The 12,757-nt window shown below is 57.9% G+C and carries 12 protein-coding genes and 4 pseudogenes; 3 read left to right on the plus strand and 13 right to left on the minus strand.

Going from position 1 to position 12,757, the window contains the following annotated elements; translation table 11 throughout:
• Positions 1 to 49: 49 nt before the first annotated feature.
• The 7 genes from GCT19_RS39210 to GCT19_RS39240 form a co-directional block, all read right to left on the minus strand.
• The gene (locus tag GCT19_RS39210) at positions 50 to 364 is read right to left on the minus strand and encodes a hypothetical protein (RefSeq protein ID WP_152854899.1); all 315 of its coding nucleotides are present in this window, start codon (positions 362 to 364) and stop codon (positions 50 to 52) included.
• 98 nt (positions 365 to 462) lie between these two features.
• Positions 463 to 765 carry a hypothetical protein gene (locus GCT19_RS39215; protein ID WP_018437026.1) on the minus strand — a complete coding sequence of 101 codons (303 nt, stop codon included), beginning with the start codon at positions 763 to 765 and terminating at the stop codon, positions 463 to 465.
• Positions 766 to 782: 17 nt separating this feature from the next.
• Positions 783 to 1,109 (minus strand): H-NS histone family protein, encoded by a 327-nt coding sequence (locus tag GCT19_RS39220; RefSeq protein ID WP_018437027.1) that lies wholly within the window; start codon positions 1,107 to 1,109, stop codon positions 783 to 785.
• 241 nt (positions 1,110 to 1,350) lie between these two features.
• Positions 1,351 to 1,551 (minus strand): hypothetical protein, encoded by a 201-nt coding sequence (locus tag GCT19_RS39225; RefSeq protein ID WP_018437028.1) that lies wholly within the window; start codon positions 1,549 to 1,551, stop codon positions 1,351 to 1,353.
• 60 nt (positions 1,552 to 1,611) lie between these two features.
• Positions 1,612 to 1,836: a ribbon-helix-helix protein, CopG family gene (locus GCT19_RS39230; protein ID WP_018437029.1), complete on the minus strand. Its 225-nt coding sequence runs from the start codon at positions 1,834 to 1,836 to the stop codon at positions 1,612 to 1,614.
• A 166-nt stretch (positions 1,837 to 2,002) separates the two neighbouring features.
• The gene (locus GCT19_RS39235) at positions 2,003 to 3,301 is read right to left on the minus strand and encodes a helix-turn-helix transcriptional regulator (protein WP_152854900.1); all 1,299 of its coding nucleotides are present in this window, start codon (positions 3,299 to 3,301) and stop codon (positions 2,003 to 2,005) included.
• Positions 3,302 to 3,823: 522 nt separating this feature from the next.
• The gene (locus tag GCT19_RS39240; RefSeq protein WP_157646508.1) at positions 3,824 to 4,177 is read right to left on the minus strand and encodes an ATP-dependent DNA ligase; all 354 of its coding nucleotides are present in this window, start codon (positions 4,175 to 4,177) and stop codon (positions 3,824 to 3,826) included.
• Between the two features lie 495 nt (positions 4,178 to 4,672).
• Here GCT19_RS39240 and GCT19_RS39245 point away from each other — a divergent pair, with 495 nt between their 5' ends.
• A complete protein-coding gene (locus GCT19_RS39245; protein ID WP_152854901.1) occupies positions 4,673 to 7,957 on the plus strand; it encodes a DEAD/DEAH box helicase in 3,285 nt (1,094 codons plus the stop codon).
• 163 nt (positions 7,958 to 8,120) lie between these two features.
• Here the strand turns inward: GCT19_RS39245 and GCT19_RS39250 are convergent, their stop codons facing one another.
• The gene (locus GCT19_RS39250; RefSeq protein ID WP_018437033.1) at positions 8,121 to 8,324 is read right to left on the minus strand and encodes a hypothetical protein; all 204 of its coding nucleotides are present in this window, start codon (positions 8,322 to 8,324) and stop codon (positions 8,121 to 8,123) included.
• A 271-nt stretch (positions 8,325 to 8,595) separates the two neighbouring features.
• Here GCT19_RS39250 and GCT19_RS39255 point away from each other — a divergent pair, with 271 nt between their 5' ends.
• The gene (locus tag GCT19_RS39255) at positions 8,596 to 8,970 is read left to right on the plus strand and encodes a hypothetical protein (RefSeq protein ID WP_227749468.1); all 375 of its coding nucleotides are present in this window, start codon (positions 8,596 to 8,598) and stop codon (positions 8,968 to 8,970) included.
• A 39-nt stretch (positions 8,971 to 9,009) separates the two neighbouring features.
• Here GCT19_RS39255 and GCT19_RS39260 read toward each other — a convergent pair.
• A protein-coding gene (locus GCT19_RS39260) for an IS6 family transposase (RefSeq protein WP_152854902.1) occupies positions 9,010 to 9,733 on the minus strand; the annotation gives its coding sequence in 2 pieces (ribosomal slippage) (positions 9,010 to 9,420 and positions 9,422 to 9,733; 723 coding nt in all).
• 49 nt (positions 9,734 to 9,782) lie between these two features.
• A pseudogene (locus tag GCT19_RS39265) lies at positions 9,783 to 9,914 on the minus strand (IS110 family transposase); the annotation flags it as partial.
• A 128-nt stretch (positions 9,915 to 10,042) separates the two neighbouring features.
• Here GCT19_RS39265 and GCT19_RS39270 point away from each other — a divergent pair.
• A pseudogene (locus GCT19_RS39270) lies at positions 10,043 to 10,699 on the plus strand (IS6 family transposase); the annotation flags it as partial.
• 51 nt (positions 10,700 to 10,750) lie between these two features.
• On the opposite strand, the pseudogene GCT19_RS39275 reads toward GCT19_RS39270, so the two are convergent.
• The 3 genes and pseudogenes from GCT19_RS39275 to GCT19_RS39285 form a co-directional block, all read right to left on the minus strand.
• Positions 10,751 to 10,906 (minus strand): annotated as a pseudogene (locus GCT19_RS39275) (SDR family NAD(P)-dependent oxidoreductase); the annotation flags it as partial.
• A gap of 11 nt (positions 10,907 to 10,917) precedes the next feature.
• Positions 10,918 to 11,658 carry an acetoacetate decarboxylase gene (locus GCT19_RS39280; protein WP_018437902.1) on the minus strand — a complete coding sequence of 247 codons (741 nt, stop codon included), beginning with the start codon at positions 11,656 to 11,658 and terminating at the stop codon, positions 10,918 to 10,920.
• Positions 11,659 to 12,026: 368 nt separating this feature from the next.
• Positions 12,027 to 12,757 (minus strand): annotated as a pseudogene (locus GCT19_RS39285) (IS110 family RNA-guided transposase); the annotation flags it as partial.

The raw sequence follows: 12,757 nt of genomic DNA on the forward strand, positions 1-12,757 counted from the left end.
GAAGGCGGGCGTGAGGAATCGCCGGAGTATTTCTAATGGCAACTGCATACTAGATGCCCTCCGGGTAGCGCGACGACAGGAGCCCGAGCGTGATCGCCTCGTCGCACGTACGCATGTTCAGCGACCGGAAGCCGAGGAAGCGGCAGTCCTCGCCCAGCACTACCTCGTCCCAAATGCCATGTGCATCGGAATAGATCATCCGGTCGCCATAGTCGAGCCAGCTGGCCCGGATCAGGTCGTCGATCACGCCTTCGATGTTGTTCGTGACACTCCGGCCGAGATTGAGATCCGTCACGCACACGAAGCGCACGGGTACACTGCCCGAGCGCACCATCCTCCACTTGACTTTGTAAACAGAGCGCATGGTATCGTTCTCTCCCTCGTTAACGGAATACAAAGGCTTGTCCGGCGAAAGGCAACAGTGTAACCGCGCCGCACTCTGACGCGCTGATGCGGGTCGCATCAACCCTTACCACCGCCCGCCCTCGAGTCTGCCATCGGGAAAATTCCCGGGATTCCGCACGTTCGCGCACTATTTATTTTGCGTTCGCCACGTAGCCCCCTAACGATCTGCTGCTCGGACGAGCGCGTAAGCTTCTCCTGGGCTTCAGCGAGCGCCTTGTCGACCCCCGCGCAAATATCGAGGTACGCCTCGCGCCTGCCTTCGAGTTCTCCGCGCTCGCGCACGATCTGCATGATGCGCAGCAGCGTTTCGGAATTCAGGGCGATTGCTTCGAGCCCGTTTTTCCCGAATTCGTCGTTCATGCGACCTCCTCGGTGTGCTATCCGTTGATGAGGAAATCTGCGCGGTCCTGTCCGTCCATCCAGCGCGGAACGCGCCCGCGTCCACTCCACGTTGCGCCGGTTTTCGGGTCGCGGTATATAGGGGGAATCGCAGCGCGAGGAGCCTTTGCGCGGAACGTACGCGTACCACGATTCGCAGGCACGGTCTGCGTTTTCACGAATCCGAGGTCGGATGCGGTCAGTTCGTACAGGTCGATTAGCGCGCGACAATCCGCAATGGCCTGCTCGACTTCGGCGGCGCGCGCGGTTTCGATCTCCGCGTTCAGCTCAGCGAGTTGCGCCTTCAGTTCGTTCAGCAGCTTCATATACGTTGTCCTCGTGTTACTTGCCGTTTTGCGTGCCGATGGTGCGAGCGCAGGCGAGCGCGTGGCCGCCGCCTTTTTCGCAGCAGTCTTTTTTGCTTTCATCGGTTGCCCCTTATTTCAGGTTTTGCCGTGCGGAAAGAAGTCGCGGAGATCGCCTACGGCAGGCGGGGAATACTCGATAGCCGTCCCGATCCTGGCGGCGTGCGGATCGGGCATCCTTACGGCTTTCATGGTCGCGCGCTTACTGCTCGCTGCTACCGCGCCGTTTGCGAGGCACGCGGTTTTCGCGCAGCGGAAAAGTGCTCATGAAAGCGCAGACGCCTTCAATCATGACCGATTCGGGTGTTACGCCGTGCTCGTGCGCGTACTTCAGCAGGCGCGCGTTCAGTCCGGCGTCGATGTGAACGCTCAGTTCGACGTCGGGTGGTGTGGCCTTAGCCATGGCGTACCCCCGTGCCTGGCGGCAGGGACGCCTCGCGATGCGTCGCGCATCGCGTAACGCTCAGTGATTCTTTAGCGGATGCTCGTCCATAAACCAGTCCGTCGCGAGCGCGAGCAACGCGGACCGGTTGAGGCCACCGCGCCGTTTGCGGTACGCGTCGAGACGTTCCAGAAAGTCCGCTGGGACCGTGATGCTGATCTTCACGCGTGGACCTTCCTCCTCTTCGAAGTGCGGATTGCCATTTTCCCGCGACTTCGAATCGTCGGCAGCTTTCTTGGTGGTCATCTAAACCTCGATCTGTTGACGACTCGGAACTATACCAATGTCCCGGGTCGCTTTGAATCATAAGCGTCATGGAATACTCCATTGTGGGGATGTCGTACGCATTTCAGGCGCTATAGAGCAATAAAATCCGCCTTTACGGTACTTGTTTTTTAGTTGAAAAACGGGATCAGAGGCGAGAGAGTTCCCTCTGCATTCTTGCGAGCCGGTCGACCTTGCTCCGGCCATGCTGCCGGGCTTCGCGGGCTTGCGGATCGATCGTTTGTGCATGCTCGAACGCCGCGGCAATGACCGATTGCGGCTGAGCGACGGGAGCGGCTCGCCGCGTCGACGAGGCGCCAGATGGTGCCGCCGGCACGACTGCCGGCGCAGTAGAAGCTACGGATGCGGTACTGGATGCGCCGGCGCTCTCGCGACGGGCCTCCAGGTCGACTGGCAGCAGCAGTTGTTCGGGCTTGCAGTGAAAGACCTTGCACAGCTTCTCGATCGTCGCGGAGCGCAGGGAGCTTTTTTCTTCCATCGCCTTCAGGTTGCCCGGTCGACCGCCGTACTGCTCGGCAAGCTGATTGAGCGAGAGCCGGCGATACAGACGCCACGCCAGAAGCGGTGATTTGCCCGCCAGCAGGCTGTCGAGTACGCCATCGGGGTAAGTCGTGTCCGCAGGAGCCAGCGGCGCAGCGATCGCGTGCTTCTTCGGCGCGGGGTCCGCAGGCGGATCATCAGACTTCGCCCGGGTGCGCGCAGGAGTCGCGGCCGTGCGTTTCTGCGTGGCCTCGAATGGCGAATCGTCGGTGCCGGGCTTCGGGGTGATCTGGAGAATGGGCACGTCGTAAGCCTGAGCGAACTTTTCCAGCGTCCTGATCTTCGGCGCGCCGCGTCCGTTCTCGTGCCAGATGATGGTTGTCAGGTCGACGCCGCAGAGTTCGGCGGCATCCGCGAGAGTCAGCCCGCGATAGATGCGCCATGCGCGAATGAAGTACGTGCCCTTGTTGATGAGTGCCATGACCTCAGCGGGCGGCTTCGCCATGAACTCGCGATAGAACACGCGTCCGACTTTCTGCTTTTTGGATGGCCCGACGACTGGCTGCTGCGGTGCGGGCGCGTCTGCCGGTTCAGGTATCGGCGCGGCCACTGCTTCCGGTGTGGATGGCGCAGCGGGCTCGACGTCGACAGGCAGACGCGCGACAAGGTTCTGCCAGTGCTGGTCATGCGGGAAGTGGCGGCTTGTAGCAGATTTGGTTTCGGCCGTCTCCGCAGGCTGTTCGTCGGGCAACTGCGCCGCCTGCAATGATCCCTTGTACTGACCGGGGCGCGCTCCCGCCTCGATCTTCGCAGTCTGTGCGCGTCGCGCTGCGATCCAGAACTCAGTGAGAGCCGAAAAGATCGTGTAGGGGATGGTCGCCTTCAGACGGTTGCCGTCGTGGTCTGTCTCGTACCGCACGTCGGTGTAATCAAGTCCATAGGGCATCTGTGTTGCTCCATTACGTTCATAAGACCCCCCGGTCCTTCAACCTTGTCGCGTTCCGTGCTCTTTTTGGTGCTTTCTATCTACCGTACAGAGCATCTGATCTTCTTTTGTGTCGCGCGAAAGGTAAGGTAAGTTTTGCGGAGCCATAACGCAAGGATCATCGCGCGCCGGAATGTACTTTGTCGGTATTAAGTGAGTCTTAAAAAGCCTATTCATCAGGGGTTTACAGAGATTCATAGGTGTTTACACCAAGCCCGGCAAACGTTTAACACCAAATTCGTAGTGCATAGAAATCAGCGGCTGGTTTCCCACAATATGAAGGCAAAATGACTGCGCGCGGTCACGCTTCTAACACAACAAGGAGTGTATAACGATCTGTATGGAGTATATAATGCGCTACCAGGAGCGTGGCGTGCTCACTGGACATCGGTCGTGCGCGCCTATCGGCGACCCCAGCCAAGGGCCGCAGGACGTCCGGAATCGGGATTCTTGATCTTCAGCCAGTCAGGGGCGCGACGTCCCCTATAGGGTGAGTCGAGGCGCGTGGCCACCATTCCCTTCGAACCCGTGCAGCAGAACCTGCTCCCAGACAAACTCCCCCGCGCCAACGATCGCGCTGGCGCAGACGAGTACGGCGGTGTCGTCGAACGACTCGCGCAAATGCTCTTTGCGGGCGCGTAGAGGGAGCGCGCGCATGTCTCGCGCCTCGGTCGCGAGCAGATCGAACACGTAAAGGCGAGCGGGATTCTCGCGCGCCGCGGTCCGCACTCGCATCGCGACGCGGGTGCGCGCTCGCTGTTGCAACCGCTCGAAGTCGGGACGGCCGGCCTGATCGTAGACGGTCAGCTCGGCATCCCATGCGAAGTTACCGGGCACATTCCACATCGCTCGGCAACCGCCAAGAACGAGTCATTCAGCGACTTACCGCTGCGGCTGACGAGTGCGACCGTCTCGCCACTCTTTTTCATCAAGCCGTCATACTAAGCAGGCACCTTTTGCAGTGGGCCTGCGGTGCGCTGCTCCAACCACGAACTGCTGAAATCGGCCGAAGCCGTGTGAAAAGCTGAAATCGGCCGAAGCCGTGTGAAAACGCAAAAGCATTTGACTTTCGCGTGTCGCTTTACCCTTCCCAACTCGTCACCACGCCGATACGCGGCGATCTGAAGGGTCGGCTTTTGAGAAGGCTTCATACGGAGCGCGTTTTCACACTGCATCGGCCAAGTCCGGTCATTCGACGTCACAGGCTAGATCCTCGACGATCTTTGCCGAGAGTGCATAACGAATCGGCTCAGGTTGTCGCGCCGGAAGAGTGTTGCAGCGTGCGCGATTTACCCACTCGGCAGTCAAAATAGATCTTCTCGGGGATAGTGAATGAAGCTAACGCTGCCGCCGGTACTCGGTATAGACGTTAAATTTGCGAAAGGAACGGTCAAGCAGTTGACGGAGGCTTCCAGGACATTGGAAGCTCAGATGACGCGATTTACGCTCCCATCTGCGGCCGGCTGGATGTTTGAGACCGCTGTAGGCGAAATCATCTACCTGTTTCAGCGCGTGCCCGTGGAAGCGGAGATACCCTCCGATGGGGCCGTGATGGTTGGACATATTCCGGAAGCGGCCGAGGAAATTGACCTCCAAAATGCCAAGTGGATACCTAGAAACAGGGCAATAGTAGGTAATCCAGTTGCTGAAGCACTTGATAGTTGGCGAAACGCGTTTAAGTATATTGGCGAGGACGAAGCTGGTCTCGGAAAGATTGGTCTGCGCAAACCGCAAATCGGAGCGCTCCACGCAATACATGCGCATTGGTCGACGACTTCAAACGTTGCTACGGTGGTCATGCCGACGGGGACTGGGAAAACTGAGACCATGTTGGCAACCTTGGTTACGGCGCGTTGTCCACGTCTGCTTGTTCTAGTTCCAACCGATGCGCTCCGGCGACAAATTGCCGAAAAGTTCTACAGTCTAGGAATTCTTAAATATCCAGATTGCATAGTCCTAGATCAAGCGGCCGCTAGGCCAGTGGTCGGTACGTTAACGAAGCTCCCGGCCACTCCGGATGAGGTCGATGAATTTTTCAGCCAATGCAACGTCGTCGTAACCACCAGTGCATTGGCGGGACTTTGCTCTCCCGACGTTCAAGATCGCATGGCGGAGCAATGCTCCCACCTATTCATTGACGAGGCGCATCACGCAGAGGCCCCTACGTGGAAACAGTTCAAATCGTTTTTCAAAACACGTGAAAGGCCCATTTTGCAGTTCACGGCGACTCCGTTCCGGGAGGATGGCCTCCCACTCGACGGGAAGATAGTCTATGTGTACCCCCTCCGAATGGCCCAGAGCGAGGGATACTTTCGTTCTATTCGTTTCAGGAATGTCTTCGAATTTAGCACGCCGCGAGCCGATGTGGAAATCGCCAAAGCGGTCGTGAATGAATTGCAAAAAGACGCAACAGGACTTCACGTGGCCATGGCGCGTGTTGCTACCAAAGCTCGTGCCGCTGAGGTGCTTGAGATCTACCGCAGTATTGGACAATACAACCCTGTCATGCTCCACAGCGCCATGTCTGCGAAGGAAGCGAATGCATCTCGGCGCTTACTCGACTGCGGCCAATCAAGGATTGTAGTCTGTGTGGACATGCTCGGTGAAGGCTTTGACATGCCCGAACTGAAGATCGCCGCATTCCACGACCTAAAGAAGAGCTTGGCGATCACTCTGCAGTTGGCTGGCCGCTTCACGCGACTGCGAAAGGATCTAGGTGACCCAGTATTCATCGCAAATACCGCAGATGTGAATCTTCGGGAAGAGTTACGGACACTATATTCCCAGGATCCTGACTGGAATCTTCTCCTGCCAGGTCTGAGCGAAGGCGCGATCGACCAAGAAGTGGAGGCGCAGGAATTTCTCGCTGGGTTTGTCGGGCAGCTCGACGATATCCCGTTGCATGAAATTCATCCGTCAGCAAGCATGGTCGTATATCGCACCCGATGTGCGACGTGGAAACCGGAGAATTACCGAAAGGCATTTCGAGGAGGATCGAAGGACGAGCGGATTTATCCGATTCTTAACGCGTCCGAACACACCTTGGTGGTTTTGGCGCCGCGACGCCAAGGTGTGCCCTGGACCGATATCGCATCGGTTGAGAGTATCGTCTGGGAACTCTGTATTGCTGTATGGGATCAACCTCGCGCTCTCCTTTATATTCACGGTTCGACGAACACAGGAACTTACACCGACTTTGCGAAAGCGCTGTGCGGGGACGATGCTTCCTTGGTAGTTGCGCCCGATGTGTTCAGGGTGATGGCTGGAATCAATCGGCTAATGCTCACGAATGTCGGCCTCAACGAGCAAATTGGCCGCCAGATTCGATACACCGGCCGCATGGGGCCAGACGTAGGAGCACGTCTATCTGAAGCAACTCTGGGTACTTCGACGACAGCTGTTTTAGCAGGGGTCGGATTTTCACGTGGGGAGCAAACTTCCATCGGCGCAGGGAGGCGGGGACGTGTGTGGTCGAATATGCGCTTGCGTGTAAGCCATTTTTCCGAGTGGTGTAAGCAAGCCGGCAAGAAGATCGCGAACGTCGAGATCGATCCAGAAGAGGTTCTGAAAGGCACCTTGATTCCGCGCATGGTCATGGCGCGCCCATCTTCCGTTGCAGTTGGGGTCGACTGGCCGGTCGAACTCATCGACTTCAACGAGTCCGGCACCGCATTCTATTTTGACTACGTCACGGAAGTTTTCATGACTCACGTCGGCATCGAACTTGTCGAATGCTCGGCAACCGCGCCACTGATCCTCCGTATATTCACCGAGGGGCGGGAGGTCAAAGTCCGTTTGAAGTTCTTGGGATCGGGTGCCACAGCTGACTTCGCCTTTCTCTATGAAGGCTCGGATCGTGCTCAGATCCGGCGGGGGAAAACAGTCGACCTTTGTGCTTTTCTTACTGAGTTCCCACCGACAATTTGGTTTGCGGATGGTTCAAGGTTGGACGGCAACATGCATACGGAGCTGCGTACTGGCTCTACGCTGTTTCCGCGGGACAGGCTTGAGGTTCTCGACTGGACAGACATCGATATAAAAAAGGAGTCACAGCGTGAGGAGCGCAGGAAGGATTCGGTGCAGTACAGAACCATCGACGTTCTAAAGGATCGGTACGCATATGACGTGTTGTTTGATGATGACGGAGCGGGTGAAGCAGCGGATATTGTGGGAATAGCTCTTGATGATCCGAGCGCGCCGAAGCTGATTACGGTCGATTTGGTCCATTGCAAATACTCTGGCGGGAGTACGGCGGGTGCGCGAATTGACGATATGTACGTCGTGTGCGGGCAGGCACAGCGGAGCGTTATGTGGCTGCACAACCAGGACAGACGGACCGATCTCTTCGTTCACCTTCTAAAGCGCGAAGCTTCACGCATCGATGAAGGGAGGCCGTCCCGTATCGAGGTCGGTAGTCGTGACCGGCTGGCATTGATCAGGGACATCAGTCGGACATGTGCCGTAACCCTCAGAGTTTTCATCGTCCAACCAGGGCTTTCGAGGACGGATGCAGCGGAGCATCAGCTTGCACTGCTAGGGGTCACAGAAAAATTTTTGAGCGAGACTTACCAACTTCCATTGCATGTCTTTTGCGGCGACATGGCGAGGAACGAATAGGTGACGGCCACTTGAAACCACCTTTGCGAGGCAATCCTTTGAAAATGGCAACGGGGGCGGAGTGCCTACTTGGACTTCAGCTCGAACAGCCATGCCGAATCGTAAAAAGGCTTCGGGTACAGCCGGGCAAGCATCAGGTCCGTCGCCTCGACCTGTAGCGTCACTAACACGATTGGGTTGTCGTGGCGTCGATATAGGCGAGCTTGGCCCAAGCGAACGCGAGCGGGCCGATCAGTTCCTCTGAGCAGCCAGTACAGGCGCAGAAGTGGTCGAAGTCGTCCAGCGCGGTATGGTCTCGCTCGTTCGCTTTGAGCGGTTCGGCGTCGAGCAGGTTTTCGACCAGTTCAACGGGTTTCTGATAGCACATGGCGTCCTCCCACCAGGGTTCGCACAGTGGTCGAGCACGTCGGGTTCCCGACGAGATCGGGCTGTGCACTGTTGAGAGTGTAGGCGCGCGACGGCGCGCAGCGGTGATTGGGTTGTAAGCTTGGAAGGTCGACGGTGAGCGACCGAAAGAGCGCGTTTTGACGTCTCTAGCTGCCGGATCGACTAGAATCGCGTCGCGCCAGATCGCGCAAAGCCTTGTGGGAAGGGGCTTTGGCTGACTTCAGCCAAAATTGCACAATGAAACCGCTTGCTTGCTGGCTCGGTACAGGCTTCATGACGACAGCCTGCTTGATCTAACGGTTGTTCACGGCGATGGCACCACGACGGCCGCCAAGAAAGGCGGTGACAACCTCGGCTACAGCCACAAACATCTGAAGGGTGACAAGGTGGTGCCATTCTGCGATCGCCACTGCAACGTCATCGCGCCCTTCGTCAGTGCCCCAGGTAACCGCAACGAATCGCCCCTGCTGCGCGAGGCGCTGCCGAAACTCACTGCAATGGCCCGCGCCATCGGCGCAGACCTGCAAGGCGCAATCGTCAGTCTGGATGGCGTCTACGACTGTCGTGCCAACCGACGCGCGATCTTCAATCGTGGCATGGCGCCCAACATGGTTCTGTTGCAGTAACGGTGTCGGGACGAGAAATGTCGATATGATAAGTATTGCTTATGACACAAGGAAGTAAAACTGCTGGGAAGCAGACGACGGGTATTTGCCGGCACGTTTCATCTGTCCTTTCCTGATCATGTGCATTACCTCGATGCCGCCGAGAATGACCCTCGCACGGTGGAAGTTCTTGAATCCCAGCATCGGCCGGGTCCGGCGTTTGATAGCCCGATGGTCCTGTTCGACAATGTTGTTCAGGTACTTGATCTGACGGACCTTGATCGGCGTCTCGCAATCGGCATTCACCGCATCCAGTGCGGCCAGATTGGAGCCGCTTTTGTCGATGGTCACGGTCTCTGGCGTACCATTATGGGCGATCGCCTTTTCAAAGAACCGCCGGGCAGCGACCTTGTCCCGCCTGGCCCTGAGCAGGAAGTCGACCGTGTCGCCCGCCTTGTCCACTGCCCTGTAAAAGATTTTTCCACTCGCCTTTGATCTTGATATAGCTCTCGTCCATTCGCCAGCTTTTCCCAACCGGACGCTTGTGCTTGCGGAAGCGCCTTTCGAAGAGCGGCAGCAGCTTGATGACCCAGCGGTACACCGTCGAATGATCCACCGCGATACCACGTTCGTCCATCATTTCCGCAAGATTGCGCAAACTCAGCGAATAGGCCACGTACCATCGCACGCACAGCAAAATCACTTCGAGCGGGTAGTGAAGGCGCTTCAGGACCTTGGCCAGGCCCGGCGCGAGGGTGGTTCGCGGTGTCTTCGTCTTCTTCATCGCACAGCTCAAAAATTCGCTACCCAATTTTAGCGTGGGCCTTACTGCAACAGAACCTGTCGGCCCCGGTCGTACCGGTCTTGCCCAGCAGTTCGATCTCGCCCGCGTCGATCGCGTAGGCGACCGTGATCGAGTCCTTGTGAAAATCCAGTCCAACGTACACCGTGCTATCGTTTCGCATGCTGGCCTCCGTGCTGGAAATCGCCGGGTGTGGCACCGTCCACACCGTGCGGCTCTGGCAGCGATGCTAACCCGCGTTCAGTTTCCCCACGGCGGGCCAGCCCCTGCCTCACGCAAAGTCATACTGCCTTCCGGTTTAGCCTGAGCCTGCGCGACATCGAGGAGTTGTTGCTTGAGCGTGGCGTTGTGGTCGCATATGAAACGATCCGTTGCTGGTGCGACAAGTTCGGCGCTGGATTCGCTCAGCGTCCCAAACCGGTGCGGCCCAAGCCCGGCAGCACCTGGCATTTAGACGAGGTATTCGTGACGCTGCGCGGTGAGCCGTATCTCCTGTGGCGCGCGGTCGACGAGCATGGCGCCGAACTCGACGTGCTGGTGCAAAAGCGTCGCGACAAGGCCGCGGCAAAGCGCTTCTTCCGGCGGGTGCTACGTTCAAACCCGGTGCCACGCAAGATCGTTACCGACCAGCTGCGCAGTTATCCGGCGGCGAAGGCTGATATCCCTGAGCTTGCTCAGGTAAAGCACGTTTTCGTCAAAGCGGCCGCACGCGTGAACAACCGCGCCGAGAACAGCCACCAGCCCACCCGTAGGCGGGAACGCCAGATGTGCGGGTTTCGCGAGGCGCATCGCACGCAGGCTTGTCTTTCGTGCTTCGGCCCGATCCGTCAGCACTTCGCGCTATCAAGACATCAGATGAACGCCGCTCGTCATCGCGCTATCCTGAAAGAACGTCTCGCAACATGGCATGGCTGGACCGTCTCAGACCCGGTTGAGACGGTTGACTGATAAGGATAACTATGCATGTGCCGAGACATTGGCCTACAGTACCCATGACAACGCCGCCCGGATTTCTTCCGCCGTCGCATTGGCAGCGTCCAGATTGAGGTCTGCGATGGCGACCAGCGCGCCTTCGCGTGCATAGGTAATGGCGATTTCCTTGCCGATGCCACTTGCCGCGCCCGTGATAATGACGGACTTGCCTTGCAGTTTCATGATGGTTCTCCTCACTCGGCAAGATAGTCGTGAACCACCGTGCCAAGGCCAAGAGTCAGATCGGAAAGGATGTGCACGCCCGAGATCACTTCCAGTACCGGCAGCGACGCGACAGGCGCGAGCGCATGATGGAACAGTTCTAGCGCTGCTGGACCTTCCCACGCACCCTTGACGGCGATGTCCTCGCAGAAGTAGCGCACGAGTTCGCAGATTCGCGCCGTGCCATCGACATGCGGAATGATCTTGAGTAGATAGTTCGGCGCCGAAAGCGACGCGAGAATCTTGTCGTGCGGCAGCGCGCGATGCTTGTAACCCATCGTCGCGACTGCTACCGGAACCGGGCCGTACCTCAGGACACCGCCAATCGTGTCCTTTTCGATCCGCAATTGCGGAGATGCAAGCTTCTTGGGAAATCCCCAGATTTCGCGTCCACCGGCAATTGGCGGCTCATCGTCGAGAAACATGGCGTGCACATAGTCGCCCACCTGGCCCTGGAACCGGACCGGGATGACCTGGCCGCTTTCCGTGTAATCCCCGAAGCCGGTCGAATCAGGCATCCGGATGAATTCAAATTTTACGAGTGGATCGGTCATCTCCAGCGGCGCGGGTATCACTTCGGCAAGTACGTCCGGATCAGTCCGATAGGTAATGATGAGGAACTCGCGATCGACGAAGCGATACGGGCCCGGCGGAAACGCAGGGCTCGTGAGCGGCATCGCGAAGGCGCGCTCTTTTACCTCGGTTTCGGTCATGATGTGTGCTCCTGTTGCGGAGGTTTTTCTATGGTCACCCCCGTTTTTGCAATGCTGAATTTTTTGGCGCGTTGGGTTTGCGTAAATCTATCCGGCGTCAGAGCGGGATGAGCCGTCGCGCCTCGATGAGAATCGCGCCTGATGGTCCTGATAACAGGGGCAGCTTCAGAAGCTGGTTAACCTCTCAGGGTTTCCGTCAGGCCGGTTTGCCGTTCACGTCATCAGTATTCAGCAATCGCAAAACCAGATGGATCGACTTCGGTAAAGCAGTTCGGCGGGAGGTGGCTCATCGAGGGGCGCTTCGCGTGCATGGGTCGAATACAGCGTCGCGACTCGCAATGGCCCAGGCTATTCGCGCGAACTTGTTGGTTCGACCGGCCTCCCGTACTGTACTGGCGGGGGACCAGTCCGACGGCAGCGGCAAAGTCGCGGCCGCATCGATACTGCTTTCCATCGCCGAGTTGTGAGGCAAGTAAGCTTGCGGTAATCGGTCCAACTCCCGGAATGGTAAGCAGTCGCTGGGCTATAGCGTCATCCGCAAGCTGCCGGTTGAGCTCCTTCTCGATCTCGCCAATCTGCTCCGAAAGATATTTGAAATGCGCATGCAGGCGCTCAAGAATCGCGACGAGACGTGGCGGGAGGGAGTGCTCGGCCAGCAACGCGGGCAGGCGCCTGACAACGGCATTGCCGACAGGTAGCGTGACGCCGAATTCAAGCAGGAATCCATGCATCTGATTGGTCGTGCAAACCTTGTCCCGAACGAGTGAGTCGCGTACCCGGTGCAGGGCAGACAGTGTCTGTTGCGATACAGTCTTCGGCGTTACGAAGCGCATTGACGGTCGGGAAGCTGCTTCGCAGATTGCCTCGGCATCGACGAAATCGTTCTTGTTGCTCTTCACGAACGGGCGTACGAACTGCGGCGAGATCAGCTTTGCCTCGTGCCCGAGTTCGGCGATCTTGCGTGCCATGCAGTGCGCACCAGCACACGCCTCCATGACTATCGTGCATGGATGGAGCGTGGCGAAGAACTCAATCAGTTGCTTGCGCGATAACTTTCTGCGAAACACCGCTTTACCCGCCGCATCCTGACCATGAAGGT

Origin of the sequence: Paraburkholderia atlantica (assembly GCF_009362785.1) — a bacterium.
Lineage (GTDB): Bacteria > Pseudomonadota > Gammaproteobacteria > Burkholderiales > Burkholderiaceae > Paraburkholderia > Paraburkholderia atlantica.

Coding starts and splice junctions, on each gene's coding strand:
- GCT19_RS39210 (WP_152854899.1), bottom strand. CDS start 364: ATGCGCTCTGTTTACAAAGTCAAGTGGAGGATGGTGCGCTCGGGCAGT.
- GCT19_RS39215 (WP_018437026.1), bottom strand. CDS start 765: ATGAACGACGAATTCGGGAAAAACGGGCTCGAAGCAATCGCCCTGAAT.
- GCT19_RS39220 (WP_018437027.1), bottom strand. CDS start 1,109: ATGAAGCTGCTGAACGAACTGAAGGCGCAACTCGCTGAGCTGAACGCG.
- GCT19_RS39225 (WP_018437028.1), bottom strand. CDS start 1,551: ATGGCTAAGGCCACACCACCCGACGTCGAACTGAGCGTTCACATCGAC.
- GCT19_RS39230 (WP_018437029.1), bottom strand. CDS start 1,836: ATGACCACCAAGAAAGCTGCCGACGATTCGAAGTCGCGGGAAAATGGC.
- GCT19_RS39235 (WP_152854900.1), bottom strand. CDS start 3,301: ATGCCCTATGGACTTGATTACACCGACGTGCGGTACGAGACAGACCAC.
- GCT19_RS39245 (WP_152854901.1), top strand. CDS start 4,673: ATGAAGCTAACGCTGCCGCCGGTACTCGGTATAGACGTTAAATTTGCG.
- GCT19_RS39250 (WP_018437033.1), bottom strand. CDS start 8,324: ATGTGCTATCAGAAACCCGTTGAACTGGTCGAAAACCTGCTCGACGCC.
- GCT19_RS39280 (WP_018437902.1), bottom strand. CDS start 11,658: ATGACCGAAACCGAGGTAAAAGAGCGCGCCTTCGCGATGCCGCTCACG.